Origin of the sequence: Enterococcus sp. NPDC086594, assembly GCF_044746145.1 — a bacterium.
Taxonomy (GTDB): Bacteria; Bacillota; Bacilli; order Lactobacillales; family Enterococcaceae; genus Enterococcus_D; species Enterococcus_D entomosocium.
Genome location: NZ_JBIVBP010000006.1, coordinates 37,758 through 64,702 on the forward strand (window position 1 = coordinate 37,758; position 26,945 = coordinate 64,702).

General features: G+C 35.2%; 22 protein-coding genes. 15 read left to right on the plus strand and 7 right to left on the minus strand.

Translation table 11 applies throughout. From position 1 onward, the window contains the following. Positions 1-129 precede the first annotated feature (129 nt). The 5 genes from ACIPK1_RS10455 (at position 130) to ACIPK1_RS10475 (ending at position 5,986) form a co-directional block, all read left to right on the plus strand. Positions 130-1,887, plus strand: a complete 1,758-nt coding sequence (locus tag ACIPK1_RS10455; protein ID WP_400450753.1) for an HTH domain-containing protein — start codon at positions 130-132, stop codon at positions 1,885-1,887. A 124-nt stretch (positions 1,888-2,011) separates the two neighbouring features. Then, positions 2,012-3,472, plus strand: a complete 1,461-nt coding sequence (locus ACIPK1_RS10460) for a glycoside hydrolase family 1 protein (protein WP_400450909.1) — start codon at positions 2,012-2,014, stop codon at positions 3,470-3,472. A gap of 11 nt (positions 3,473-3,483) precedes the next feature. Further along, on the plus strand, positions 3,484-4,845 hold the full coding sequence (locus tag ACIPK1_RS10465) for a PTS transporter subunit EIIC (protein WP_400450755.1): 1,362 nt from the start codon (positions 3,484-3,486) through the stop codon (positions 4,843-4,845). A gap of 98 nt (positions 4,846-4,943) precedes the next feature. Further along, a complete protein-coding gene (locus ACIPK1_RS10470; protein WP_400450757.1) occupies positions 4,944-5,552 on the plus strand; it encodes a hypothetical protein in 609 nt (202 codons plus the stop codon). A 104-nt stretch (positions 5,553-5,656) separates the two neighbouring features. Next, complete coding sequence (locus tag ACIPK1_RS10475; protein WP_400450759.1) at positions 5,657-5,986, plus strand: winged helix-turn-helix transcriptional regulator; 330 nt, start codon at positions 5,657-5,659, stop codon at positions 5,984-5,986. A 40-nt stretch (positions 5,987-6,026) separates the two neighbouring features. On the opposite strand, the gene ACIPK1_RS10480 is transcribed toward ACIPK1_RS10475, so the two are convergent. Genes ACIPK1_RS10480 through ACIPK1_RS10500 form a run of 5 tightly spaced genes read right to left on the minus strand, consistent with a single transcriptional unit; the run spans position 6,027 to position 9,309 of the window. Next, a complete protein-coding gene (locus ACIPK1_RS10480; RefSeq protein WP_400450761.1) occupies positions 6,027-6,977 on the minus strand; it encodes a zinc-binding dehydrogenase in 951 nt (316 codons plus the stop codon). Beyond that, positions 6,974-7,612, minus strand: a complete 639-nt coding sequence (locus tag ACIPK1_RS10485) for an ABC transporter permease (RefSeq protein WP_400450763.1) — start codon at positions 7,610-7,612, stop codon at positions 6,974-6,976. Before ACIPK1_RS10485 ends, ACIPK1_RS10480 begins: the two co-directional genes overlap by 4 nt. Beyond that, positions 7,609-8,382, minus strand: a complete 774-nt coding sequence (locus ACIPK1_RS10490) for an ABC transporter ATP-binding protein (protein WP_400450765.1) — start codon at positions 8,380-8,382, stop codon at positions 7,609-7,611. Before ACIPK1_RS10490 ends, ACIPK1_RS10485 begins: the two co-directional genes overlap by 4 nt. Further along, positions 8,375-9,013: an ABC transporter permease gene (locus ACIPK1_RS10495; RefSeq protein WP_400450767.1), complete on the minus strand. Its 639-nt coding sequence runs from the start codon at positions 9,011-9,013 to the stop codon at positions 8,375-8,377. The genes ACIPK1_RS10490 and ACIPK1_RS10495 overlap by 8 nt, the downstream gene beginning before the upstream one ends. After that, the gene (locus ACIPK1_RS10500; RefSeq protein WP_400450769.1) at positions 9,013-9,309 is read right to left on the minus strand and encodes a hypothetical protein; all 297 of its coding nucleotides are present in this window, start codon (positions 9,307-9,309) and stop codon (positions 9,013-9,015) included. The genes ACIPK1_RS10495 and ACIPK1_RS10500 overlap by 1 nt, the downstream gene beginning before the upstream one ends. A gap of 203 nt (positions 9,310-9,512) precedes the next feature. On the opposite strand from ACIPK1_RS10500, the gene ACIPK1_RS10505 reads away from it, so the two are divergent. The 4 genes from ACIPK1_RS10505 to ACIPK1_RS10520 all read left to right on the plus strand — a co-directional run bounded on the left by ACIPK1_RS10505 (position 9,513) and on the right by ACIPK1_RS10520 (position 17,246). Then, positions 9,513-10,433: a glycine betaine ABC transporter substrate-binding protein gene (locus ACIPK1_RS10505; RefSeq protein ID WP_400450911.1), complete on the plus strand. Its 921-nt coding sequence runs from the start codon at positions 9,513-9,515 to the stop codon at positions 10,431-10,433. Between the two features lie 13 nt (positions 10,434-10,446). Beyond that, positions 10,447-10,797 (plus strand): putative quinol monooxygenase, encoded by a 351-nt coding sequence (locus ACIPK1_RS10510; protein WP_400450771.1) that lies wholly within the window; start codon positions 10,447-10,449, stop codon positions 10,795-10,797. A 250-nt stretch (positions 10,798-11,047) separates the two neighbouring features. Further along, entirely contained in the window at positions 11,048-11,686 is a 639-nt protein-coding gene (locus ACIPK1_RS10515) for an endonuclease III domain-containing protein (protein WP_400450773.1), read from the plus strand. A 2,182-nt stretch (positions 11,687-13,868) separates the two neighbouring features. Further along, on the plus strand, positions 13,869-17,246 hold the full coding sequence (locus tag ACIPK1_RS10520) for a MucBP domain-containing protein (RefSeq protein WP_400450775.1): 3,378 nt from the start codon (positions 13,869-13,871) through the stop codon (positions 17,244-17,246). A 434-nt stretch (positions 17,247-17,680) separates the two neighbouring features. Here ACIPK1_RS10520 and ACIPK1_RS10525 read toward each other — a convergent pair whose 3' ends face one another. Next, positions 17,681-18,298, minus strand: a complete 618-nt coding sequence (locus ACIPK1_RS10525) for a CPBP family intramembrane glutamic endopeptidase (protein WP_400450777.1) — start codon at positions 18,296-18,298, stop codon at positions 17,681-17,683. A 100-nt stretch (positions 18,299-18,398) separates the two neighbouring features. Continuing rightward, complete coding sequence (locus ACIPK1_RS10530) at positions 18,399-18,815, minus strand: type II CAAX prenyl endopeptidase Rce1 family protein (RefSeq protein WP_400450779.1); 417 nt, start codon at positions 18,813-18,815, stop codon at positions 18,399-18,401. 943 nt (positions 18,816-19,758) lie between these two features. Between ACIPK1_RS10530 and speB the strand changes: the two genes are divergently transcribed. From speB to ACIPK1_RS10560, 6 genes are all read left to right on the plus strand, one after another. Beyond that, positions 19,759-20,670, plus strand: coding sequence for an agmatinase (gene speB, locus ACIPK1_RS10535; RefSeq protein ID WP_400450781.1), 912 nt, complete (start codon positions 19,759-19,761; stop codon positions 20,668-20,670). 55 nt (positions 20,671-20,725) lie between these two features. Beyond that, on the plus strand, positions 20,726-21,535 hold the full coding sequence (locus tag ACIPK1_RS10540) for a MerR family transcriptional regulator (protein WP_400450783.1): 810 nt from the start codon (positions 20,726-20,728) through the stop codon (positions 21,533-21,535). Positions 21,536-22,095: 560 nt separating this feature from the next. Then, positions 22,096-22,422 (plus strand): LPXTG cell wall anchor domain-containing protein, encoded by a 327-nt coding sequence (locus ACIPK1_RS10545; RefSeq protein WP_400450785.1) that lies wholly within the window; start codon positions 22,096-22,098, stop codon positions 22,420-22,422. Then, positions 22,419-23,228, plus strand: a complete 810-nt coding sequence (locus tag ACIPK1_RS10550) for a WxL domain-containing protein (protein WP_400450787.1) — start codon at positions 22,419-22,421, stop codon at positions 23,226-23,228. Before ACIPK1_RS10545 ends, ACIPK1_RS10550 begins: the two co-directional genes overlap by 4 nt. A gap of 95 nt (positions 23,229-23,323) precedes the next feature. Then, positions 23,324-24,370 carry a DUF916 and DUF3324 domain-containing protein gene (locus ACIPK1_RS10555; RefSeq protein WP_400450789.1) on the plus strand — a complete coding sequence of 349 codons (1,047 nt, stop codon included), beginning with the start codon at positions 23,324-23,326 and terminating at the stop codon, positions 24,368-24,370. A gap of 5 nt (positions 24,371-24,375) precedes the next feature. Next, the gene (locus ACIPK1_RS10560; RefSeq protein ID WP_400450791.1) at positions 24,376-26,943 is read left to right on the plus strand and encodes a WxL domain-containing protein; all 2,568 of its coding nucleotides are present in this window, start codon (positions 24,376-24,378) and stop codon (positions 26,941-26,943) included. Positions 26,944-26,945 lie beyond the last annotated feature (2 nt).

Here is a 26,945-nt window from a genome sequence, read left to right on the forward strand (position 1 = left end):
TTTAACAGTTTCCAATTAAACAATATTTCTGTAGTCATAAACTTAAAAGTTTTTGACCTCGTTTTTTTGATATACTTGAGATAGAGAAGTGTCAAAAACTTTGTCCAAATAGGTTAGGGGTGATAAGAAGTGATACTTGAAAGACAATTAGAAATCTTAGTGTTTTTATATAATTCAAATGATTGGATAACTAGCCAAGAGCTTTCACATCATTTTAAAGTAAACAAAAAAACAGTCCAAAATGATATTAAAATGTTGACTGAATATTTTGTAGATGGGCTTATTATACGTACTAATCAGAGTAAAGGATACTTTATAGAATATATTTCTAAAAAAGTAAGAACTATTTTAATCGTAGAGATGAATGAAAAAACAAGAGAAAATTCTCTGCTACCACAACATTCATCTATTATTCTATATCTCCTTTTTTTAAAGAATCCTATTACAATGCAAAACCTTGCAGATCTTTTTTTTATGTCAAAAGCAGCTATTAATTTAGAGTTAGAAACGCTAAAACGATGGATAGATCGTTATGAAGGAATTAACTTAGAAATCAGCAGAAAAAAAGGGGTGATTGTTCAAGCAGATGAGAAAGTAAAGCGCCGCTATTGTGCAAAAAACGGAACAGTGTATGCATTTAAAAATGCACCATTTCCAAATGACTTAATAGAAGAATATGAACGTTATTTTTTTTCTATTAAAAAGATACTAGCAGATTGTTGCATATATTTTAGGTATATACTTACAGGGGAAGAGTTAGAGAAAAACACAAGATTTATCACAATTTCAATTATCAGAAGTCTTATGGGATACAAAATAGAAACGAGGATTGACGAAAAGTTAGATGTTCCGTTTATAACGAGACTTGCAGCGCAAGTTAAGAACGAATTAGAATATGAACTCGGAAGCGAAGAACTTAGTGATATTCATAGGTTATTAAATGAGAGTGACGTAATTGAACTTGATCCTAAAATTGATCTTGATATAGCGGAAAAGACCGAACAATTCGTGAAAAAATCCTTAACAAGCATTCATGTACCTGAAGAATATATTGAAAATATTGATTGTTCACTGTTGACGCAGCACATGGAAAAAGTAGTTTCTCGAAGTATTTGCGGGGAAGTAGCTATCAATCATTATAACGAAAAAATAGGGATTCGTTATCCTTTAGAAATACATTTAGTATATATGTTTCTTGAACAAATTTTTTCGGTAGGAATCAACAAGGAGTCTTCTTTTATTGCTTTGTTTTTAGCTACCTATCTTCGTGAATATAAAAATCGAACGCGTATGTTACTAGTGATTGATCAGAATATTAGTATTGGACAATCGATTAAATCTTTATTTGAAGAATATGAGTCCTTTCATATTAGTGATTTTACGATATTACCTACCTACTACTATCAACATAATGAATCCGTAAGACACGATTTCGATTTACTTTTAACGACAAATTCTGAAATAGTATTAAGTGATAGTTCATTTTTCTTAGTCTCAACCATTATTACAAAAGAAGAGATTAATTCAATCTATAATTCTATTAGGAAAAAAATGCAGCAAAATTATGAGATTAAAAAAAATAATATAAGAGAAAAATATTTAAAAGAAAAAGCAATATCTAAAACGGATCAAGAATATGTTGAAATAGTGGAGATGGTAGAAAATAATAGAATGTGCACACAACATACATTTTCAAAATACAATTTATTTGTTTGTAAAGCTGGTAATAGGGGCGATAATAAAATTATTATCTACCATTTGAATAATTCCTGGGTATTTAAGCGTAAGAAAATCAAACGTATCTTTTTTGTAGAATATAATAGAAATAAACCAGATATATTTCACTTTTTTTCTACAGTTTCTGAAGTACTTTATTCTTATTCATAAAATCTATTTAAAAAAAGTCTCTACAAGTAGGGACTTTTTTTAAATAGACGAAAGTGTATAAACAGATTAAATTAAACTTATGAAAACGTTTAATATACATGAGGTGAATGACATGGATTTAGTAATGAGAGAAGGTTTTCCCGAAGGATTTCTTTGGGGAGGAGCCACAGCAGCAAATCAAATTGAAGGGGGGCTTACTGATGGAAAAGGTTTATCAGTAGCAGATTGTTACTCTTTTGATTCCAAGCTACCAAAAAGTGAATGGAGTAAGCAGTGGAAAGAAATGACACACGCTCAAGTTAAGGAAGCAATGAATAAAGAAAGTCAATTATATTTTCCAAAGCGTAAAGGGATCGATTTCTATAATTACTACAAGGAAGACATTAAGCTCTTTGCTGAAATGGGATTTAAAGCATACAGAATGTCGATTGCATGGAGTAGAATTTTTCCAGAAGGAGATGAGCTAGAACCAAATGAGGAAGGGTTAGCATTCTATGACAAAGTATTCGATGAGCTGGAAAAATATGACATTGAGCCAATTGTGACTATTTCACATTATGAGATGCCTTTAAATTTGACTACAAATTATGATGGATGGACAAATCGAAAACTAATTAGTTTTTTTGAAAATTATTCAAGAGTTTTATTCTTACGTTACAAAGAGAAGGTCAAGTATTGGATGACTTTTAATGAAATCAATAGTATGATCAAGCATCCTTTTACAAGTATTGGTGTAATAGAAGAAGGAAATAGGAATTTGATGCAAGATATTTTCCAAAGTGCACACCACCAATTTGTAGCTGGAGCCCTAGCTACAAAACTATGTCATGAAATTATTCCAGATGCAAAAATGGGCTGTATGATCAGTTATCAAATGCCGATTCCATATAGTTGTAATCCGGATGATGTTCAACTTTCAGTAGAAGAACAAAGAAAAACACTTTTTTTTAGTGATGTGCAAGTAAGAGGTTATTATCCTGCATATACGGCTCGCCTATTTAAAAATCTAGGGGTTGAACTTGAAATACAAAACGATGATGAAGCTATTTTGAAAAACAATACTGCAGATTATATTGGTTTTAGTTATTATATGTCCACAGCTTCAAGTTCTGAACCAGAAAAGTTTGATAAAGTTCAAGGAAATCTATTGAATAATGGAGTGAAAAACCCATTCCTTGCAATTACTGAATGGGGATGGCAAGTTGATCCCAAGTCATTCAGAGTAAGTTTGAATCAACTCTACGATTTATATCAAAAACCAATTTTAGTCGCAGAAAATGGATTAGGTGCGATAGATATCCTGAAAGAGGATGAACGTATTCAGGACACATATCGTATTGAATATTTGAAAAGTCACATTTGTGAAATGAAAGAAGCAATCAAAGATGGTGTTGATATTATAGGTTTTACTTCATGGGGATGTATTGATTGCATCAGTGCCTCTACGTCACAAATGACAAAACGCTATGGATTTATTCACGTAGATATGGATGATGAAGGAGAAGGGTCACTAAAGCGAACTAAGAAAGACTCTTTCTACTGGTATCAACAAGTGATTAATACGAATGGTGAAAAATTAGATTGAGGAGAAGAAAAATGGATAAAAAAGAAACTGCAAAGCTTATTGTCGAGCGTCTAGGTGGTAAAGAAAATATCAATATGGTTACCCACTGTGCAACCAGGTTACGTTTCGATATTAAGAACAAACAAGAAATTCAGGAAGAAAATTTGAATAGTATGGAAGAAATTTTAGGAATTGTTGATAAGGGTGGCCAATATCAATTAGTTTTGGGCCCATCAGTTAATTTATTTTATAATGAAGTAACGCCTTTGCTTAATGATGAGAATGTTAAAGAAACTGATGACAAAGACATTAATCAAGATGAAGTAGAAGATGCAAATACCAGTTGGTTTACAAAAGTTTTAAACTACATTTCAGGAGCTATATCACCAGTATTACCAGTCATTATTGGGGCAGGTATGATTAATGCACTGCTTTCAGTTGCTATCTTATTTGGATTATCCTCAGAGGGGGGGACTTATGTTACATTAAGTACACTTGCTAGCACTGGATTCACATTTCTACCAGTTTTTGTAGCATTCTCAGCTGCTAGAAAAGTGCAAGTGAATGAATATATAGCTGCGTTTATTGCTTTAGCCATGGTAGCAAGTTTTAATCAAATCGATGGGATGTCATTATTTGGTTTAGCACTTCAAAATGTTAAATATGCTAATAGTATTATTCCTGTTTTAGCAATGGTTCCAGTCCTTAAAATTATTGACACATGGATTGCAAAAATATTACCATCTCAAGCACATTTCACAATTAAACCAGTAATTTTAGTTTTAATTATTGCGCCGATTATGATGTTTATACTTGGACCAACTGGTTCCTTTATAGGAACTGTTTTAGCAGATTTTTGTATTTGGTTAATGGACAAGGCTGGTTCGTTATCTATGGCAGTAATGGCAGGGTTTCATAGTATTACGGTCATGTTTGGTGTTCATTATTTATTCACCCCAATCATGGTTAATGAGGTAGCTGAAACTGGGGCTACATTTGTCTTGACTCGGGCATTATGTGCGAATTTTGCAATGGCAGGAGCAACTTTAGCAGTTGCTATAAAATCCAAAAAATCTAAAAACAAACAAATTGGTTACTCATCGTTTTTCACGGCTATTTTAGGTGTTACTGAACCGGCATTATTTGGTGTCTTAATAAGATTGAAACGCCCTCTGATTGCTTCTTGTTTAGCGGCAGCTTGTAGTGGATTAGTTGCAGGGCTGATTTCTTTAAAAGCGTACGCCATTGCATCACCAGGATTACTTGCATTACCTATTTATATTGCACCGGGAGCGAATGGCATAATGAACATGGTAGCTGCAATTGGAATTGTTGTTTTATCAATTGTTTTAGGGTTCGTTTTTACTTGGTTCATCGGATTCAAAGAGGATTAGTCGCTCTAATTGAAACATTAATGATAGATCCGTATTATATTTCTATGTAATCATGATAAAATATAGTAAAGTGATATTCATTTAAGGAGGGATTACGTATGGGTCTTGAAGAGTTACCAATAGAAGCTATTCACACAAAAGTTGAACATACAAAGATAGATAATTGTCGAGTTGTTAAAGTGACAAAAAAAGATAAACTCATGGATTTTGACGAGAACACGTACGCAAAGCTATCAGATTTTTCTTTTCATAATGGAACAATAGAAGTCAAAATGTTAAGTCGTTTATTACCAGATGCACCAGATTTTGCTCGAGGATTCATCGGAATAGCGTTTAGAATTAGTGAAGATGATACTAGTTTTGAATCTTTTTATGTTAGACCTACTAATGGACGCATAGATGATCCGGTTAGAAAAAATCGAGGAGTTCAATATTTTTCATACCCCAAATATACATTTGAATTCTTCAGAAATCTTGGTATAAGTGATTTTGAAGGACCAGCTGACATTGGTTTAAACGAGTGGATTACATTAAAAGCTGTAATAAAAGATGCTACAGGCACATTCTATATTAATAACATGGAAAATCCTGTTTTAGTGGTAGAAGACATGAAACTAGGCAAAGATAATTCCGGGGCTATAGGGTTATTTGTCGATATCGGTACAGAAGGTTTTTTCAAAGATTTAACAGTTACGAAAATTGATTAGATTTACTTGCACCTTGACTCATTATTGACTTTTTTGTATAAAGATGGTATCTATTAGAAAGTTAGTTACTTTTTGAAACTGTGAATGTCGAAACGAGGAATTAGATGTTAAGTAAAGATGAATTACCTTTTTGTCCAGTCGCTACTACTGTTGATCTGATTGGAAATAAGTGGAAACTGTTAATTATGAGGGAGCTTCTAACGGGAACGAAGAGATTTAATGAAATGCATAAAGCTATCAGTGGTATTAGTCAAAAAGTTTTAACTGAAAACCTACGCAAGATGGAAGAGGACGGTATTATTGATAGAAAAGTTTATGCAGTAGTCCCTCCCAAAGTAGAGTATTCTTTAAGCGAACTGGGTGATTCCTTACGACCTATTATTGATTCTATGAGTGAGTGGGGTACCGCTTATATTAAAGATAATCTAATGTAAAAAATAAAGGATGATCGATACTCTGATCATCCTTTATTTTTTAGTTTATAATTACTACTTTTCCAAAACTCTGGTGACTTTCTAGGTATTCATGAGCTTTTTTTGTATCTTTCAATGAAAAAACTTTTTCTGGTCTAACATCAATATGATAACGTTTAATATATGCAAATAATGCATCTAATCTTTCTCTGGAAATATCACCAGAATGAAAGCCAGTTAAATACCCATTATTGGTATCAAATATAGGATCAAAGTTTTCCAAGTACCATTTTCCACCTAATTGTCCCGTACTACAAATAATCCCATCTTTTTTTAGGTGAATAAAACTATTTTTCACAGTTGCTGGACCAATTAGTTCGAGTATTTTATCATATTTTTTTTTGGTTTGAAGTTTCCCATCTGTTTCCAAAACCAATGATGAAAACCCAAGCTGTAATAAACCTTCTTTCTTAGAGTAGTTCCGACTAGTCCCATCAATGGTGATTTCTGGATATTTTCCTTTAATCAATTTTAAAAAAGCAATACCTACTCCGCTAGTACCTCCACGAATTAATATGTTATCATCTTTTTTTATTTTCAAACGTTCAAAAGAACCATAAGCAGTATAGTATGTTTCCGGAACTGCAGCTAATTCTTCCCAGCTTAAGGTTGTGTGAACTGGATAAATTTGATCATTTGGTAATAAGACATATTCAGCATAGCCGCCATCAAAAGAACGGCCCATCTCTCCCATCAAGGAAATAACTGTTTGTCCAAGGGGTAGTTTTATTGGAGAAGTTGTTTCTGCAATGATACCTACTGCTTCAATCCCTAATATTCTAGGAAATTGAACGGAAGGAGATAGTCCTTGGCGAGTAAAAATTTCTGAATGATTTACTCCAAATCCCTTTACTTGAACTAAAGACCAACCAGGTTTGAGTTTAGGAGTGGGTAACTCTGTGTAAATTAATTTTTCAGGTCCACCAGCTTCATAGACAACAACAGCTTTCATTTAATCTCCTCCAGTCCCAATTTTTTGGTTACAATTATTTCAATACAACTAAAAAAGAAAACACTGATCAAGCAAAGGAAAATGGTTAATAGTGATCCCCAGAGGATTTTAACTAAACTTTGAGTACGTAATCCATCAAATAAGATCGTTCCCAAACCACCAGCATTTATCGTCGAAGCGATGGTAGCAATTCCGATAATTGAGGTGAGTGCTAACCGAATACCAGCAAAAATCGATTTAAAGGCCAGCGGTAGCTGCACTTTTTTTAATACTTGGTAATCGGTCATCCCCAAACCGGTGGCTGCTTCCACGACCATAGGATCAATCTGCTGGATTCCAGTAGTAAAGGTTCGTAATAAAATATACTCACTATACAAACTTAGCACGATGACAGCAGTGGTTGTGCCTAATCCTGTCATAGGAATAAGTAGCGCAAAAAAAGCATAGCTTGGCACAGAATAAAGTGCTGAAAAAAAGTAAATGAGTGTGTTGAGCCACTGAGCTCGAGTACTAAAAATCGCAATGAGAATGACCGCAAGAAGTAAGGAAATACCAAGAGATAGAAAGACTAACTTCAAGTGTTGATATAAAGCAATGGTTAGCCTTTCATGATAGTTAACCCAGTATGTGATCATCGGTAGTTCCTCCATATTTCTTCCTCAGCATAAACTGTTTCTAATAGTTGTTTAACAAAGTCCGTTTTGGGTCTTTTAACTATATTTTCTGGCGTGTCAAATTGATCCAAAATGCCATCTCTCATAATCATAACTTTTGTCCCTAAAAAAAAGGCTTCGTTAATATCATGAGTTACAAAGAGAAATGTTTTGTTCTTTAATGTTTTGTGTAATTCTTTCAAATGCAATTGTAAATCTTTACGCGTAATGGCATCGACGGCTCCAAATGGTTCGTCTAAAAGCATTACATTTGGATTTACTGCTAAAGCTCTTGCTACACCAATTCGTTGTTGCTGTCCTCCAGACAGCTGTCTAGGGAATCTTCGGGCATAGTCACTGTATGGTAATTGGACAATATCCATCAATTCTTCCACACGCTCGTTAATTTTATTCTTTGGCCATCCTAGAAGTTCAGGGACAATCGCAATGTTTTTTTCTATTGTGTAGTGAGGAAAGAGTCCAATTTGTTGGACTACATAACCAATTTTACGTCGAAGATCATTAATATCAAAATGTTCTACAGATTGTCCAAAAAACTCAATTTTACCAAAATCTGGTTCAATTAATCGATTGACCATTTTTAATACAGTCGTTTTACCGGAACCTGAGGTACCAAGTATGGTAATAAAGTCCCCTTCGATAATATCAAAAGACAAACTGTCGATAGCAATAGTAGTTATCCCAGTAAACTTCTTTTTTACATTTTCAAATGAAATAGCTATATTAGACATAATTTTTTTTCACCTTTCTAATAATCAAATCAAAAATGGCAATACTTGTAAGAGAAAGGATTGTTACAGTTCCTCCACCAATTATTAGTAAGTCCATTCGATAAAGACCCAATCCAGTAAAGATCAAGGTTCCTAATCCACCTGCACCAATATAAGTAGCTAAAGTAGCGCTGGCCAAAATTTCAACAAGTGCTAATTTTAGGCCGTTCAAAATGTAAGGCATAGCTAATGGGACCTCAACATGGAAAAACAATTGATTGTGATTCATCCCCATTCCGCTAGCTACTTCTTTCGTAATCATGGGTACTTCGTGAAACCCTAAAGCAGTGTTGACTAAAATTGCTGGGATAGCAAGAAAAGACAATGCTATTAATGCCGGAAATTCGCCTACACCAATGAGTGGAATCAAAATAAATAATATAGCTAAGCTCGGAATAATACGTAACAGCTGAGAACCCATCTGAAAAAGTTCTCCTAAGTTCTTTATTCGGTAGCTGAGATACCCTAGTGGTAATCCGATAATCGTAGCCCAAAATAGTGCCTTTGTACTGATTGTTAAGTGACCAACTAAATATTCAAAGTACTGGTCAGAATTTACTCGAAAATAATTAATGATTTCTTGAATCAACATTAACCCCCTCCAGATTCTTGATTCTGTTCTATCCACGAGTCTAAGTCTTTTAGAATCAATACCAACTCATTTCCTAAATTTGTCAATTTAAAATACAGGGTGGTTGATTTAGTCAGTGTTGTTACTAAATTTTCATTATATAACTCCCATACATCTTTCATGTCTACTGTCATGTTATTAGAATATAATGCTTGAAAATCCTTTACAGACAATAAATGGTGAGTATAAATGCGTTTTAGAATTGAGATCTTAGACTGAGATTTTGTCATTGTAAGAAAAATTTCAATAGGTAACATTAGTTCTACCTTCTTTCTTATCAAAAATTGAGTTCTTTTTTCAAAGCTAATAGTAACGATAAAATGATTAGAAAACTAGTAGGTACTTTTTTATTAGATAGTTACAAAAAGGTAAGTGACTAATAAAAAGGTGCGTACTTTTCAAGGTGTTTTTTCATGGCTATTATTAATAGATGAAAAGGAGAAAGGAAGTGTTGAAAACAATGAATTTGAAGAGAACTATGTTTGCTAGCGGATTGGTTATCTTAATCGCAGCAAGTTTAGCTGCTTGTGGAACTTCTAATGACTCAGAAAATATGAGCGAGAATGGGAATGCTAAACAAACTATAAAAGTTGGTTCTAAAGATTTTACGGAGAGTTTAGTCATTAGTGAAATTTATGCAGATGCGTTAGAGGAGAATGGTTATATTGTTGATCGCGTGCAAAATATTGCAAGTTCTGTAATCCCACAATCAATTGAGGCTGGAGAAGTAGATCTCTATCCAGAATACACGGGTACATCATTATTGACTATTTTTGATTTGCCACTAGAAACGGATCCAGACAAAGTTTATGATTTAGTAAAAAAAGAGTACGAAAAAAATGGCGTTTTAACAGTGCTTGATTACGCACAGGCAAATGATTCAGCAGGAATTGCTATTAAAACCAGCGTAGCTGAAAAGTATAATATCTACACTATTAGTGACTTACAAAAAAATGCGGATAAAATTCGATTTGCTTCTCAAGGAGAATTTGATCAACGGGAAGATGGTTTACCGGGATTAAAAGAAGTATACGGATCATTTGCGTTTAAGTCATCAACGGTTTACGATAATAGTTTAAAATATCAAGTTCTGTTAAATGATGAAGCAGATGCTACACCTGCATATACAACGGAAGGTCAATTATCTAATAAAGATGAATTTACTATCTTGGATGACGACAAAAAATTTTGGCCACCATATAACTTGATGCCAGTAATTCGTCAAGATATATTAGAATCAAATCCGGAAATAAAAACGATTATCAACAATATCAACAAAGATTTAGATACAGATACACTGATTGAACTCAATGCGAAAGTTGACATCGATGGCGAGGACTATGCAGACGTTGCAAAAGAGTATTATGAATCAATTAAGTAAAGGGGAAGAAAAAATGAATGATCAAGTTTTATATATAATTGATTTTGATGTAACAGAAGGAAAAGAAGCAGATATGCAGCAGCTTATCGAGGATTTGATGGAAAGTACCTCTAAAGAATCCGGAGTATTGAATTATCATTGGGCTAAAAATGGTAATATTTATGATTCTCTGGAACACTTTGAGTCTAGTAAAGCAACCTATGATCACTTAACTAATTTTGCTGAAAAGTTTGCTGAAAGGTATATGTCTTTAGGTACAGTTTTAAGCACCACAGTATATGGAAATCCTGATACTGCAGTTAAAGAAATTCTCGATGGTTTCGGAGCTATTTACAAAGAAACTATCGCAAACTATAACAAATAGTATGGGAGATTTACTGACTCTGTAGTGTAAATTTTTGGAAAATCCATTAGCTAACACAAATTTTGAACTAGCTAATGGATTTATATCAAAGTCAATAAATCAGAAAATCGATACTAACTACAGAATTTAAACTTAAGTGAGTTAGCGTTATTTGATTAATTTTATTTCTTTCATTGATTTTGGATAATCAGGTGGATTAACTATTATAAGAAAACATGTTTTTAAACTAACATCAATGAGGAGTAGATTATTGAGATTAGAAGAAGATCATCAAAAGATAAAAATATTGAATAGATTAGTTAGTTTTTACGGATTTCAACATTGGTGGGAAGATGAGAATCGTATTAGCGATTGGGTATCTATGATATTAATTCAACAAACAACAGAGAAGAATGCAAAAAAAGCGCTTGATCGATTACATAACCATCTGAGTGTGACAAAGTTAATACAATTAGATGAACTAGTCCTACAAGATCTAATTAGACCAGCAGGTTTTTTTAAACAAAAAAGTAAATATATAAAGGAACTTATGCATTGGTTTTATAATAATGGTAGTGATCTGTCTACATTTCACTATTATTCAACAGAGGAACTAAGAAAAGAGCTATTATCAATTAGGGGAGTGGGCCCGGAGACTGCTGATGTAATGTTGCTATATATTTTCGAACGAAAAGTATTTATTGCGGATCAATATGCTATTCGTCTCTTTAATCGGTTAGGTATGGGTAATTATAAAAGTTATGAGGATATGCAAAAATCTTTCAATCATTTAGTAAAAGATATCCCCTATGATTTATGTAAGGAATGGCATTCTGCAATAGATATGCATGGAAAAGCATATAATATGAACAAGAAGATGGATGAAAGTTGGCTTATCGATAATCTATAGTTTTTTTTGTTTCTATTATGTAGATCAGCAGACGAAAAAGATTTTTTGTCTTTTTTTCTATTTTCAAGCTAAATAGTTGAAGAAACCTCATTCTTAAATTTAACTGTAGCGACAGTTCTTATGGAAAACACATAAGAATCGTCGCTATTTCTATATTCAATTATATTGTTCCTCTTAACTAAGACCAATTATTAATATGGTGTCCATCCTTCTGGTTAAAATATATTAAACATTTTCGTCGGCCAAACATGTTGCGTAAAATCAAATTCCAAACAATAGATTATATATGTGGAAACTGCTGGAAGGAGTGTTCAGAAAAAGACTAATTTCTGAACACTCTTTTTAGATACCACAACTGGATTGTATTATTTTGTTTTCATGTTAATAAACTCTTTGAAAAATCAAAGTTGATTTAAAATTCAGAATTGTGGGTTTTAGGATAATTCTTTGGAGGGGGTCAGAAACTTAAAAGTTTTTGATCCCTTTTTTATTCCTCATTTCATAGCTCTTTCGGTGGCTCAATTAATTAGGTAAGAAAGTTACTCTCTTTCGGGGACAACAGAGTATACCCTGTTGGTCTATTTGCCTATTCGAATATATAAACCGTTCTTGGCGGCCAGATATGATGAGCAGATTAGATTTCAAAAAAAATGTATATGATTATATTGTTGAAAAGAGTGTTCAGAAAATGACGAATTTCTGGATGCTTTTTTTGTCCATCAGGTCACTAGCAAACCATTTTTAATTTAAAAACCAGTTTGATAAATATTAGGACGATTCTTTTGAGGGTCAGAAACTTAATAGTTTTTGTCCCCTTGAATTATGTCAGTTTAGTAATTTATCAGGAGCTAATATCAAAAAGGAATGGCTAACGATAAATGTATTCAACAATAGGAGGACGAAGAACAACTCGCAAATAAAGATGATAAGAAATGATCCATGTACTATATAGAGAATAAAAAAATGACCAGACGTACTTTAAAAAATCTAGTAAAGAAGATTGAATCTCGAAGATGTATTAGGTATGTTTCTAAGTTTTGATTTTTCATTCCACACTTTAAACTAGAGGCGATTCGCTACTTAAGTTTTCAGTAATTGAATCTAGACGTAAAAATGTATTTCTAAGATAAAGAGATTTTGAAAAAGGGGAAATGGGTTCGGATATTTAACGGTTAACATACTATAAAAGCTCTTCTTAAGATCCATTGTTTATTTTACATATAAGGTAATAGCAGTATTGATGGAGGCGTTTACGATGATAGTATATTTCAATTCGAAAAACGTTTTTTTAGGTGGGAAAACAACGATAATCTTCCCGTCGATCAAGAATGAAGAAAGCAGTTTCTACAGACCTGAGTAGGGGCTAAGAAAACTGAGTCTTCTACTTAATCCAAAAAAATCTTGTAAGAGATCTAATTGGTGACTGGGGGCCATTCGTTTATTGATTGTATCAGGATATAACTGTGCTAGAGAATTATATATTTTAAGTCTCAAAGGGAGATGGGCTGTAAAATTAATTATGATTCTTCAGATCCATAAACTATAGAGCACATTGCCTCAGTTGGTCTATCATTTTTTCTATTATATTTCCAAATAAAGCGTCAGTAGGCATCTGTTGCAACCGCTTTCCGTCAAAGATTTCTTAGGGGGGCGAAAAATTTGATTATTTATTTATTCTATTTCATTGTAATCTAATAAGAGGAATAATTGTTAGTATTACCAATAAATATAACCAAACACTTTAAATGTAATCTGATATTTAGTTTCTAAGGGAACTACTTAAATACAAAGATTTTTTACTATAGAGATTGAATTATATTTTAATCACGAAGGTAAGGATAATTTTCATTTATTGAAGAAGATGCTTTAAAATACTTTAAAGAAAAAAGCTATTATCAACAACTGAAGATTAGTTGTCCGGCGATCGGCCACGTCTGTATAACAATTCCTAATGAAAGATTTTTGCTTGAACAAACATAAAAGGGCAGTAGGGACTATTATAAAAAGTTAGTTGCCTGGAGGTATTTTCAGAAATCCAACTGGCTTAATGTGATTTATTGATCAATTAGAGATGAGAATAGTAGTGCTTGAACTTAGGCTTTATTTGGATATTAAATACTAAAGAAGTGATATCTATAGCCATAAAAATTGTGAATTAGAGTAAAAGAAGAGGAGTTTTATTATGTTGAAAAAATTAAGTATTATACTAGTAGTTGGAATGATGACGCTAGGTCATCCTCTTACAGCAGTGGCAGAAGGAATAGAAAAACCACTGCAGGAAAAGGAACGACTGGGAGAAGGAGACCGAGAAAGTGAGCATGACGAAAGAGACCAATCACCCCTTAAAAATGAGCTGAGTAATGAGAATGATCCTATTAATTCAGACAACGGTACGGATGAAAATGTAAGCGACGGCTCTTCACCTGTTCTGTCTGATTCAGATGAGAAAAAGCCTGAAGATAGCCACGAAGCCACCAACTCTGCGGAAAATGGCCCTGATTTTTTGGATTCTTCGGATACCATCAAACAAGAAGATGAGGAAAATGAAGAGAAACTAATGGAGAAAACTGACTCAGGTACTTGGGGGGAAGTTCCTTGGAGTTGGGATGAAGCAACAAAAACAATTACTTTAGAAGCAGGAGTTGCCGGAAGATCGGTACAAGCACCTTGGAGGTCAGAGTATACTCAGGTAGAGAAGATAGTCGTTAAAGGAACCGTAGTACTGCCTAGTGATAGCTCGGGGTTATTCAGGAATGCGAATCGTTTGGCTGAAATCGATTCGGCATCCAATTTTGATGTATCAAATGTAACGAATATGAGTAATATGTTTCACCGTGCAGAGAGTTTGAAAACAGTAGACCTTAGTGAGTGGGACACATCCAATGTGACGAACATGAGTAGTATGTTCACTATTGCACGTGAGTTATCATCTATTAATGTCAGTTCGTGGGATACATCCAATGTAACAAACATGAGTGGCATGTTCCAGAGTACCAATGGATTATCATCTCTTGATGTCAGTTCATGGGATACGTCAAAAGTAACGAACATGAGCAACATGTTCCATAATGCCCGTGAATTATCATCTCTTGATGTCAGTTCATGGGATACGTCAAAAGTAACAAATATGAGTAATATGTTTCTCCGTGCTGAAAATCTTTCTAATGTAGATGTCAGTTCATGGGATACGTCAAGTGTCACCAACATGGCTTCCATGTTTTCGAATATGGGCGTTGGTATCACCGCCTTGGATGTCAGTTCATGGGATACGTCAAGTGTCACAGATATGCGCTCTATGTTTGCTAATTCGAGTAGTTTAATGACTTTAGATGTCAGCACATGGGATACGTCAAGTGTGACAAGCATGCGATCCATGTTTATGGGGACTCGTAGTTTGACTGCCTTAGATGTAAGCTCATGGAATACCTCTAGTGTCACTGATATGGGGACTCTGTTCTCAGGAACTCGTAGTTTGACAGCATTGGATGTCAGTTTGTGGGATACGTCCAATGTCACCAATATGGGCTCGATGTTTTATAATACCGAGAACTTGCGTTCTTTAGATGTTAGCTTATGGGATACATCAAAAGTAACTGACACAAACTATATGTTTAATCTTGCGCTAAAGCTCACTGAATTAGATGTCAGTTCATGGGATGTTTCAAACGTTACCAATATGTGGAATATGTTTAGTTCGACTTCGTTATCTTCATTAGATCTTAGTTCATGGGACACGTCCAATGTAACGAATATGCGAGACATGTTTAGAGGTACTCGTAATTTGTCTTCTATTACTTTGGGAGAAAAGTCGGTGTTTTCTGCAAGTGCTAATTTATTTACAGTTACGCCATCTAGTATTTATACCGGTGGATGGATACTGGATTCAGAAGAGCTAACTGTTAGATTTGCTAGTTCTGAGGAATTCATGGATCAATATGATGGGAGTAAACCTGGAACCTATGTTTGGGAACGTCGAAGTCCTGAACCAGTTACTGTTCATTATCTTGATTTTGAGACAGAGAAACCATTAGCAGAAGCTGTGGTTCTGAACGGAGATATTGGGGCACCCTTTACTACAGAACCAAAAGAAATCTCTGGGTGGTACGTAAGAGAAACACCAAATAATGCGACAGGTACATTTAGCGGAGAAGCCCAAGAAGTGATTTACTTGTATGAACGCAGTGATGCGGCACCAGTTACCGTGAAACACAAAGATTCCGAAGGGAATCAGTTGTCAGAACCAACGGTGTTAAGAGGTAAAGTAGGATTGCCTTATGATAGTGATCCTAAAGAGATTCCAGGATGGTATGTGCAAGAGACGCCAACCAATGCATCTGGAATATTTAGTGAAGAAGCCCAAGAAGTGGTGTATGTGTATGAACGCAGCGATGCGGGGCCAGTAACAGTGAAGTATGTAAATGCTGAAGGAAATCAACTAGCAGAACCAACGATCTTAAGTGGAAAAGTAGGGTTGCCATATACAAGTGAAGCTGAGGAAATCCCTGGCTGGTATGTGATAGAAACCCCGGCGAATGCGAGCGGCACGTTTAGCGAAGAAGCCCAAGAAGTAGTCTATGTGTACGAACGAAGTGACGCAGCACCAGTTACCGTGAAGTATCAAGATTCCGAAGGGAATCAGTTGGCGGAACCCACCATCTTAAGCGGTAAAGTGGGGTTGCCTTATGCAAGTGAAGCCAAAGAGATCCCAGGATGGTATGTCGCAGAAGCACCGAATAATGCATCTGGTACTTTTACAAAAGAAGCCCAAGAAGTGGTGTATGTGTATGAACGTAGCGATGCGGGGCCAGTAACAGTGAAGTATGTAAATACCGAAGGGAATCAGTTGTCAGAACCAACGGTGTTAAGCGGTAAAGTAGGGTTGCCATATGCAAGTGAAGCTGAGGAGATCCCTGGCTGGTACGTGGTAGAAACACCAAGCAATGCGTCAGGTACATTTACAGAAGAAGCCCAAGAAGTAGTCTATGTGTACGAACGAAGTGACGCAGCACCAGTTACCGTGAAGTATCAAGATTCCGAAGGGAACCAACTAGCGGAACCAAGTGTCTTGAGTGGCAAAGTAGGTTTACCGTATGCAAGTGAACCAAAAGAGATCTCTGGCTGGTATGTAGTAGAAACCCCGGCGAATGCGAGCGGCACGTTTAGCGAAGAAGCCCAAGAAGTAGTCTATGTGTACGAACGAAGTGACGCAGCACCAGTTACCGTGAAGTATCAAGATTCCGAAGGGAATCAGTTGGCGGAACCCACCATCTTAAGCGGTAAAGTGGGGTTGCCATATGCAAGTGAAGCCAAAGAGATCCCAGGATGGTATGTCGTAGAAACACCGAATAATGCTTCCGGCACTTTCAGCGACGCAGCGCAAGAAGTAGTGTACGTGTATTGCACTAAATCGCATAATTCGAAGAACAATGACAATTCAAATAATCATTTGCCAAAAACAGGAGAACAGACCTATGGACAAGGAATTATGACTGCTGCTGGAGCCTTATTAGTTACTCTTGCATTTGTAGTAGGTAAAAAACGTAAAAAAGGTAATCATTAAAAAAGAAAGAGTGTTCAGAAAATGACGAATTTCTGAACACTCTTTTTAGATACCATAATTGATGGGTATTGCTCTGTTTTTGTGTTCATAAACTCGTAACTAAATCATTGTTCAATTAAAATTTAGATTTATGAGTATTAGGATAAATATTGGCTGTGGTCAAAAACTTAATAGCTTATGATCCTTTTCTATTAAGTAATCAATTAAAAAGAATGAGGGAAAACATCTCCACATTTAAAAGATAAAAAATCTATACATACTATGACTAAAACAAGTCTGAAAATTTAAAACCCCCTCTTTAAACTTAAATAAGTTGAAGAGGGGGGATAGGTATAAATTTCATGATATAAAAACTAAATAAAAATTTTCAACCTAAATTATAGCGAATATTTTCAATAATATCTCTTAAAATAGAAATTGACTACTCAGTTTCGCTACTTCAAAAAGAAATTGATGAAGCCTAAAGAATCGTAGATAAAATGGCATAGCCAACTTACCCAAACGCTGTTCGATTTTTTCCAGATAAAGTTTAAAATGAGCCGTGCTGGCATAAGGGTAATGATTAATTGTAGTGGATGGAACCCGTAGGCTGGAATATGCCAAAGTGCAAATAAAATACTACAAATGATTGTTGACCAGAAAAATGAGAGACCTTTGTTTTGAAGAGCCAAAAGGATGTTTGTACTGAGTAATTCTTCCCCCATAAGCATAAAAGGAATTTGCACAAAAATCATCATTAATGAGATCGACTCTCCAATGGAATTCGTCGTAGGATTACCAAACAGATGAGAATAGAGTGATGAAAAAGATATCCCTACAACTATAATCAAGGGAAGGCCCCAAAGTAAAGTCTTGAAACTAAAGTGTTTAAATTGGGTTAAAAACTTATCTTTCATAAAATAAAATCCAGCTATAAAAGCAAACAATAGATTCCATACGGTTCCTAGTATGGTCAAGATGGATTCATTAAGCCCAGTGAAAGCTAATAATTCATAAGAGATACCAATCATAATAGTTAAAATTAATAAAGCAAGTGAAGAATTTTTTTTCATAAGAATCACACCTTATTCGTTATAGTTAATCAATCGGAGAATTTTTTGTTCTTTATTGATAGTAAAAATATTTAGTCGATCTAATAAACCAAGGAAAATGTTATAAAATATAAAAAGCTAGAACTAAAGCTAGAAAATAAAATAATACATGAACGATCCAGCTTGTAATGATAGAGTTACTTTTAATTGCTGATTGATTGAATAAAATTCTTGCTACACCTTGAATAATAATAATATGGACTAATGTATGGAAAATATTGCCGTTATTGTAAGTTGAGTAATGAAGTAAAGCAAATATCAAGGCAGAAAATATATTAGAAAGAATCACACTAAATTTACTTGAAAAAAGCGAAAGAAAAAAGAGTGAAAGCAGCTCTTTTCCTAAAATCATAATAGGGATGGCAATCAATAAGATTGGTTGGAAACTTTCTGTAGCAGAATTTCCATGCAGATTCCAATTAAGGACTCTGAGCAATAAAAAAGAAGTCCCGATACTTAATAAGATATTGAGTATCAAATAAAAAAGAATAGTTCGTATAGGCGCAACTGGCTTCGAGAAAAGATCGTTTATCCCTTTTCCTCCGAATACAATCCAAAAAGAAATAAACCCTGTTATGCATAAAGAAAAAGTACTAATTAAAGGTGGACCATAAAATAAACCAAATACACCAATAAGTAAAATAATTGTGCCAAGAATTGCCTTTGATCGGTCGATCTATTTCCCTAATAAATTATCCATCATTATCATCCTTTGCTATATCAATCATGAAACAAGTTTCAATATATACCTAATTTTAAAATAAACAATATTATTTAATATAAATTACCATGGATGCGGATTCATGAGAAATATTTAATCTTATTATTTGAAAGAAATATACGAATATTAATCGAATATCATAAAGTATTATTGTTCTATACAAGTTTAGCATCAGATAAAACTCAAAAAGACCAACAGTACAACCATGATTATCCATTTCATAGCTTTCTTTTCACCCCCCCCGACTACGTATTGTTCTTCTTGAATTTGATTATAGGATATAAACTATCTGCAAATACACTAGGTCTTAAATATAGGACTTAGTAATAAATTAAAGAAGGTACTTGTCTTGGTTTCTCTAGTAAAATTGTAAATCTAGAGATTTCCATAAATTAGATTCACTAGATCAAATTAAAATTAAGTCGTTCTAGATGTCAGAAACTTAAAAGTTTTTGATCCTTTTTGTTTGCTCGTTTCATGGCTTCTACAATGACCAAACATGTTTTGCGAAATTAAATTTCGAACAATAAAATATACATGATGAAATTGTGTAAATTTTTATTAGTTGGACCAAGAAGACTGTTTTTTAAGGTTAAAAAAGTTGTTCGTCTCTTTGAGTAAAAACTTCATACTTTATTGTTGACCTTTGTGTAACACAAGGATATAGAATGTATTTATCAAACAATTAGGAGTGATTTTTATGAGTCAAGAAACAGGACATTACTTGTTCTATGCAGGAATAAACACATTTGGTGGGTATAAGCATTCAACAGATTTAGAGAACGTGGATATTGCAGTTATGGGTGTTCCTTTTGATGCTGGAACAACCAATCGATCGGGAGCAAAAATGGGACCTAATGCTGTAAGAAATATGTCTCGTTTAGTTTTCGGCTTTAATTATATGTGGGAAGGAGAACTTGATCTTGATGAAGTCTGTCCCAATATAATCGACTATGGCGATGTAGGTCAAGCCTATGGAAGTACAGCAGTAAACTCCATGATTGAAGAAACTTTTAATCATGCAGACAAAATTATTCAATCCGGTGCAAAACTTCTGACAATAGGCGGTGACCATACGATTCCTTATGTTCCAGTTCGTGCGGTACACAAAAAATACGGGAAAGTGGCGTTGTTGCATTTTGACAGTCATCAAGATACTATACCTAGTAATGGAATCATTAGTCATGCGAATTTTGCCTATGATTTAGTCGAAGAGGGCTGTGTAGATCCGAGTAAGTCAGTTCAAGCATGTATCCGCACACCACTAGATAACATTGGGTATAATATAATTTATTCTCGGGATGTAATGGAAATGAAACCCGAAGAATTAGCTGGAAAAATCAAAAATATTATCGGAGACACACCTGTATACCTAACCTTCGATGTGGATTCTCTTGATCCTGCTTATGCACCTGGTACAGGAACACCAGTTGTTGGAGGTCCTTCAACGCATTATATGCGGACTGTCTTAAGAAATCTAGCAGGTTTGAATGTAGTAGCAGGGGATATTGTGGAAGTTTCTCCACAGTATGATCATGCGGATATCACTGCTCTAGCAGCAGCTTCTGTTGCTCAGGATATTATGTGCCTAATGGCTCATACAAAGAAATAAATCAATTTGGTACAAAAGGGTAATTCATAAATACCGTAGAATCAAGGAGCTTACAATGGATGAGATATTGAGTATTACAAAATTAGCAAGATTGCGTAATATTTCGACAGAAACACTTCGACATTACGATAGAATTGGCTTACTAAAGCCTGATAAGATCAGTGAAACGTCCAGAGAACGCTACTATTCTATTTATCAATATGAAAAACTTGGAACAATAAAAGAATTAAAGCAAATGGGACTATCCTTAAAAGAAATAAAGGCTTACTTTGAGAATAGAAATATCGATACGACGAGGACGATCATTTCTGATGGGCTAATCTCTATTAATGAAAAGATTGAAGAGTTAACGCTTTTAAAAAAATCTCTTGAAAATAAATTAGATTTTTTAAATGGAATCGAGGATAAAATCGTCCAACCAGAAATAAAAGTCAAAATGATTTCTGAGGATCGGTACTATCTTGTATCTGATAATACTATAAGTAATGAACTGGAACTCAGCTACGCGGCGATAAAACTAGAAACTGCAGTCAGTAAGAATGAGCAGTTTCTACCAATCTTCGCATCCAACAGATTCATGGGGATCTATGTGGAACAAGATAATAATCCGAAGTTGTGTATTCAAGTAGAAAATATGTCGGAGGCAGATTTTGGGATGTTGAAGATTTCAAAAGGAAATTATCTCTGTTTGGCGTTCAAAGGAGAATTCTTCGAAGGCACTTCATATATAAAGAAGATAATGAACTACGCAAAAAGAAATGGGTTCATGCTTGAAAAATCAATACTTCAAGTACAGTGGTTAGATTATACGTTTATAGAGAATCGAAATGAAGTCATTTATGAAATCCAATGCAAATTATGTTGAGTAATTTTCAACGAGAGGGAGAATAGGAGTCAAAACTAATTTAGTTTTTGGTTCTTATTTTTTATTTAAACTCGTCAACAAATCATTATTAGTAAGAAATCTTATTTTTGAATTTCAGAATAATAATTGAAAGGGGTCAGAAACTTAACAGTTTTTGACCTCTTTTAAAGTTCCAAAATATAAAATCACTGCCAGGAAAATGTACTCCGGGGAAAATTCAAGCCATGAAAATATTTTTTATTGAACACCGATAAACAAAAAACTAACTTAAAATTTTAGCAATCCCAAAAAATATACATAACTGTTTAAGCAAGAAAGTTTAATGAAATAATTAATTTATCCAATCACCATCCCCTCTTTTATTTAGAGGGTTTCTAATTAACACTATTATATCAAGGTTTATTTGTGGGTTCACTACGATGTGCAAATTGTGGTTTCAAATTCAATTACGATTCAGGTAAGGTTATACGTGTCAGAGAGATAGTGTATAATCACTTCTCAATGAATAAAAAATTTCAAAACTGATGGATTTTGAACCACTTCACAAGAGGGGGAGGGAAATGAAACAACACACATGGCTTATCACAGGCTGTTTATTGGGAATCTTGATTATTGGTTCAGCGGTTAATACACAAGCGTCGTCCATTCAATCAGCTGATACCGAAGGAACCATCCACTTTTCAGGTCGCTATGAACCGATTGGTACACCAGATCCGCCGCCGACAGATAGTGTCAAGCCACCATCGGGAGGAACACTCCCACAAACAAATACGGTTATGCACTATCAGTGGATTTGGTTAGGTGGACTATTCACTGTTCTAGCGGTAACTATCGGTATCAAACGAAATACACTAAACTTAAAAAATGAAAGAGGGAATTACACATGAAATTTATTCGATTAGCAACTGTAGCTGCATTATCTACTACTATTTTTGCAGGAGGCGTCCAAGGCTTTGCTGAAGAAGCAGGAGAGTCAAAGGAAGTACGCGATACAACAACAGAAGGAAAGATCACTTTCACTCCCGGAGATGATGATACCATCGTTGACCCAGGAACAGAAGGTCCAGACGTAGAGATTCCTGTAATCACGGACCCAGACGGTAATAACAAAGGACCATTGACGATTTCCACAGTTCCGACAATGAACTTTGGTTCTCAAATTATCTCTACAACAGATGAGACATACAATATGGTTGCTGAAAGACAACAATTGATAGGGACAACGGGTGATGAAAACAAAGTCCCTTACGTGAGTATGGCTCAAGTTGATGATACACGCGGATCAAATGAAGGTTGGGTACTAAACTTAAGTTTGACTGAGTTTGAAGCAGCAACAGATACTCAAAACAAGGTTTTAAAAGGCGCACACATTAGCTTACATGATCCGTCAATTCGTTATAGCCTTGATGATGCTGCACAAATGCCAGCAGCACATGCGACTGGATTGAAATTGATGCCAAATGAAGCAGGTGTAGCGGTTATGACGGCGGCACCAGAAAAAGGCGCTGGGAAATCTACTGTTGAATGGGGCGATCATGCGGCACTTGCACAACAAATTGAAGATGGTAAAGAAGTAGTAGAAAACACGTCCATTAAATTATTTGTTCCAGGATCAACCGCAAAAGATGCTGTAACGTATACGTCTACTTTGACTTGGGAGTTAGAATCAACACCAGGTAACGAGGAAGAGTAAAGCGATACAATTCAGATCGATTTTCTAGGTCATTTGTATTAGGCAGCGTTACAGACCTCTGTAGCGCTGCTTTTTTTAAGAAAGGATAATGCTCGATGAATCGAAAAAACCAGGTACAGCCTCTTGTTTGGCTACTTACTGTCTTCTTCTTTTTTTTACCGATATCGGTTCAAGCGGAAGAAACGAGCTTGAACATTTATGCCACTCCACTTTTTCCAGAAAGCCAAGTAGAAGGAGGCAAAGGATACTATGATTTGAATCTAACACCGAACGAACAAGAAATACTAAAGATTGAAATTGGGAACACGAGTAATGATCCTATAAGGATCCAAGTCACCCCTCATACGGCATTTACTAATGTGTTAGGAAAAGTGGAATATGGCAAAGATGATTTGAAACCTGATCCAACGTTGACCCATTCAATGGCAGACTTAATCGAACCTTCCGGAGTAATTGAGTTAGCTGGGAATGAAACGAAAATTATCGAGCTTCCTCTACATATGCCGGAAGAAGCTTTTGAAGGTTTTTTAGCTGGCGGTCTGCGGATTGCCGAATACAAAGAAGATTCTGCAGAAGCTGACGAACCTGATGGCGAAGGTGTTGCGATCAAAAATGAATTTGCTTATGTGATCGGTGTAGTGGTAAGTAATTCACGCGATTCGGTTCAACCAGAGTTAGAGCTTTTAGATGTCTTTGCAGATCAACTAAATTACCGAAATGTGATCAGTGCAACTTTGCAAAACTTCACCCCGACTTTCGTTAACCAGCTAGCCGTAGAAGCAACTGTCAAGCGAGAGGGGGAAACTGAAGTTCTCTATGAGGCTAAACAGGAAATGATGCAGATGGCCCCAAATTCCAACTTCAATTTCCCGATTTCTCTAGAAGGGGATCGCTTCCGAAGTGGCAATTATATCTTAGAATTGACAGCTACTTCAGGAAAAAATGAATGGTCTTGGACGCGTGAATTCACCATTGAAGCAGATGAGGCGCGCAAACTAAACCAAGAAGATGTGATGATAGATACGAGTATCAATTGGTGGATAGTCGGTACAATAAGCTTAATCATAATTCTAATCGCACTTTTGCTCTACATTTTTGTAAAAAGAAGAAGTGAAGAAAAAAGGAAAAATAGTAAGGAGTGAGTATTGTGAAAAAATTTTGTAAAAATATAACTTATTTTTGTAGTATCCTACTTCTTATACAGTTAGTTCCATTTTCTTATCATTATTCTTATGCTGCCGAAGTAAATAAACCTGTAGACGAAAAAATGGTAAATTCCTTCCAGTCCCACAAACCCAATTTTATGTCTTTAGGAAATACAAATACTGAAATGCCACCCAGCGATCCGCCTGAAGTCGGTCAAGAATTTTCTTTTGTGGCAAAAACATTCCGAACGGTTGCTACACAACCGGTAATTGTACAATTTACGAGTCGGTTGGCTACAAATGAAGTAATCGTTCGGATTCCAGAAAATGGTAAAATTATGGAAGAATTTTTCTCGAATGGAGAATCGATTCAACATTTCTATGGAGAGTATTGGTTCATTCAAACTGAAGGAGATCAAACTAACTTTGAACTTCCGGTAGTATTTAACGAACCAGGAAATTACTTTTTGACGATTGATCAAGATGCGGATCATTTTTACTTAGAAGTTGACGAGGCAGTTCAAGAAATAGAGAATGAGATTAATCAAAGTTCTGAAGAGTATGATGTATCTGATGAAAATCAAGAGCCAAACAATGAGCAAAGAGAAAACAAAACCAGAAATTCTAACGCTATACAGCCAGTTAAAGCAACCGAAAAACATTTGACAATTTCATCAGAAGTTGTTCGATCTGAAGAAGAACGAATTTTGGAAGAAACACTAGATATTGCGACAAGAAGGTCTAGTTCTGTTAGCAATTGGTCCCAATTTAGAAGTGCTTGGAACGATTCAAGAACCACTGAGATAGTACTTACTTCAAATGTATCGTATTCAAGCTCAATTTTGGGAAGTTCATTAAATACAAGAAATTCTTATATAGGGATTAGCTCTGGAAATAACCATATTATAAATTTTAGAGGTAATGAAAGTCAGACAACTAATAATTTAGAAATGAGCGGAACGGCTAATTTACATATAACAGGGATTACACTGTCTCCTGGTGTTAGCACTATTCCCATTATTAAGCACAATGGAAGTGGTCTAGTTAGATGTAATGGGATTGAGGCTAGTTTCAATGGTAATGGAACAATAATTGAGGCTCAAAATATTGATCTAAGGGGACGCATTGAGCTTCGTGCTGTGCAATCGTCTTATTCGGCAATATCTGTTGTTCGAGGTGGAACTTTATCAATTACACCGAACTCTCAACGCGGTTTTATTTCTGCTGGAACCAATCTGAATAATTCAAAGCCTATTCGATCTGACGCCACAAGCAAAATCATATTAAATACAAATCGATTAACGATGGCAGATGGATTTAGTACTTCAATAAGTAACGGTACCTCATGGTTCAAAGTGAATGCTACACTTACAGGAGTAAATGGATCGCAAGTTGTAGATAGTGATTCGGATCCAAATGATTTTAAAGACAGGTATACCGAAAACTTTAATACTACATGGTACAATACTTTAGTATTTAATGGGAGCGGATCAGGTTTTGAACCGCCTATTCAATTAGGAACTGTGACGGCAAATTACATTGATATTTCAGGAAAAGAATTAGCTCCGTCTGAATCTCTTACAGGTAATATTGGAGCGAGCTATGAGACAGCAGAAAAAGAAATTGATGGATGGACTTTAACTGAATTACCTTTGAATGTGATTGGTGTCTTTACACAGGAGCCAATAACAGTGAACTATATCTATAAACAAACTGAACATCCCTTGTCTTTTCAAGTGAGCCCATTAACAGGGGGAGAGCCTGCAGCTGATAAGGATTTACTAGTTAATGGAGAAAGTACTACGATTCATGCAAATCCTAATGAGGGGTACCGCTTTGTTTCTTGGGAAATTCTTTCAGGAAAAGACGTAAGGATCGAAGATGAAAATTCAGAAGTAATAATGTTTACTATGGGTAACTCGGGAGCGGTTATACGAGCAGTTTATGAAAAACAAACATTTATTGTCAATCCACTAGACCCACTAGATCCGGAAAAAGAAGTCAGCCCTGAAAACCCACCCCAATTGCCAAACGATCAAGGATTGTTTAGTATCGATTTTGTCTCTCAGTTTTCCTTTGGGGAACAAGGAATCTCTACCCGCCTTATGCATTATCATGCGAACCCCCAGAACTTGTTAGATGCAGAGGGAACGGTGATTGAAAATGAAGAACGGCCAAATTATGTTCAAATCAGTGATCGACGAGCAGAAAATGAACGGCATGGCTGGGTACTTGCCGTGACACAAAATAGTCAGTTTAAAAATAGTCAAAATCATGAACTATCAGGGGCGCGACTACACTTGTCCAACCAACAATTTGCGTCAACACAGAATGGTAACGAACCCCAGCTGACTCATAAAGAAGGCGTCGTTTTGATTCCAGAACAAAAGACCGAACTACTTACTGCTAACGAAGATCAAGGAACAGGCACATGGATCTATCGGTTTGGTGATGGAAGCAGTGCCGGAGAAAGTGTCACATTGGAAGTGCCGGAAACTGCTGCACCTAAAGCTACCACTTATCAGACAACATTAACCTGGGAGTTAAGTGCAGTTCCGGAAAACAAATGATT

Excerpts from the sequence above, each read along its gene's own strand:
- ACIPK1_RS10520 (WP_400450775.1), top strand. The coding sequence starts at position 13,869 with ATGTTGAAAAAATTAAGTATTATACTAGTAGTTGGAATGATGACGCTA.
- ACIPK1_RS10480 (WP_400450761.1), bottom strand. The coding sequence starts at position 6,977 with ATGAAAGCTGTTGTTGTCTATGAAGCTGGTGGACCTGAAAAATTAATT.
- speB (WP_400450781.1), top strand. The coding sequence starts at position 19,759 with ATGAGTCAAGAAACAGGACATTACTTGTTCTATGCAGGAATAAACACA.
- ACIPK1_RS10490 (WP_400450765.1), bottom strand. The coding sequence starts at position 8,382 with ATGTCTAATATAGCTATTTCATTTGAAAATGTAAAAAAGAAGTTTACT.
- ACIPK1_RS10550 (WP_400450787.1), top strand. The coding sequence starts at position 22,419 with ATGAAATTTATTCGATTAGCAACTGTAGCTGCATTATCTACTACTATT.
- ACIPK1_RS10545 (WP_400450785.1), top strand. The coding sequence starts at position 22,096 with ATGAAACAACACACATGGCTTATCACAGGCTGTTTATTGGGAATCTTG.
- ACIPK1_RS10505 (WP_400450911.1), top strand. The coding sequence starts at position 9,513 with ATGAATTTGAAGAGAACTATGTTTGCTAGCGGATTGGTTATCTTAATC.
- ACIPK1_RS10495 (WP_400450767.1), bottom strand. The coding sequence starts at position 9,013 with ATGTTGATTCAAGAAATCATTAATTATTTTCGAGTAAATTCTGACCAG.
- ACIPK1_RS10500 (WP_400450769.1), bottom strand. The coding sequence starts at position 9,309 with ATGTTACCTATTGAAATTTTTCTTACAATGACAAAATCTCAGTCTAAG.
- ACIPK1_RS10465 (WP_400450755.1), top strand. The coding sequence starts at position 3,484 with ATGGATAAAAAAGAAACTGCAAAGCTTATTGTCGAGCGTCTAGGTGGT.
- ACIPK1_RS10475 (WP_400450759.1), top strand. The coding sequence starts at position 5,657 with ATGTTAAGTAAAGATGAATTACCTTTTTGTCCAGTCGCTACTACTGTT.
- ACIPK1_RS10540 (WP_400450783.1), top strand. The coding sequence starts at position 20,726 with ATGGATGAGATATTGAGTATTACAAAATTAGCAAGATTGCGTAATATT.
- ACIPK1_RS10470 (WP_400450757.1), top strand. The coding sequence starts at position 4,944 with ATGGGTCTTGAAGAGTTACCAATAGAAGCTATTCACACAAAAGTTGAA.
- ACIPK1_RS10525 (WP_400450777.1), bottom strand. The coding sequence starts at position 18,298 with ATGAAAAAAAATTCTTCACTTGCTTTATTAATTTTAACTATTATGATT.
- ACIPK1_RS10460 (WP_400450909.1), top strand. The coding sequence starts at position 2,012 with ATGAGAGAAGGTTTTCCCGAAGGATTTCTTTGGGGAGGAGCCACAGCA.
- ACIPK1_RS10485 (WP_400450763.1), bottom strand. The coding sequence starts at position 7,612 with ATGATCACATACTGGGTTAACTATCATGAAAGGCTAACCATTGCTTTA.
- ACIPK1_RS10555 (WP_400450789.1), top strand. The coding sequence starts at position 23,324 with ATGAATCGAAAAAACCAGGTACAGCCTCTTGTTTGGCTACTTACTGTC.
- ACIPK1_RS10510 (WP_400450771.1), top strand. The coding sequence starts at position 10,447 with ATGAATGATCAAGTTTTATATATAATTGATTTTGATGTAACAGAAGGA.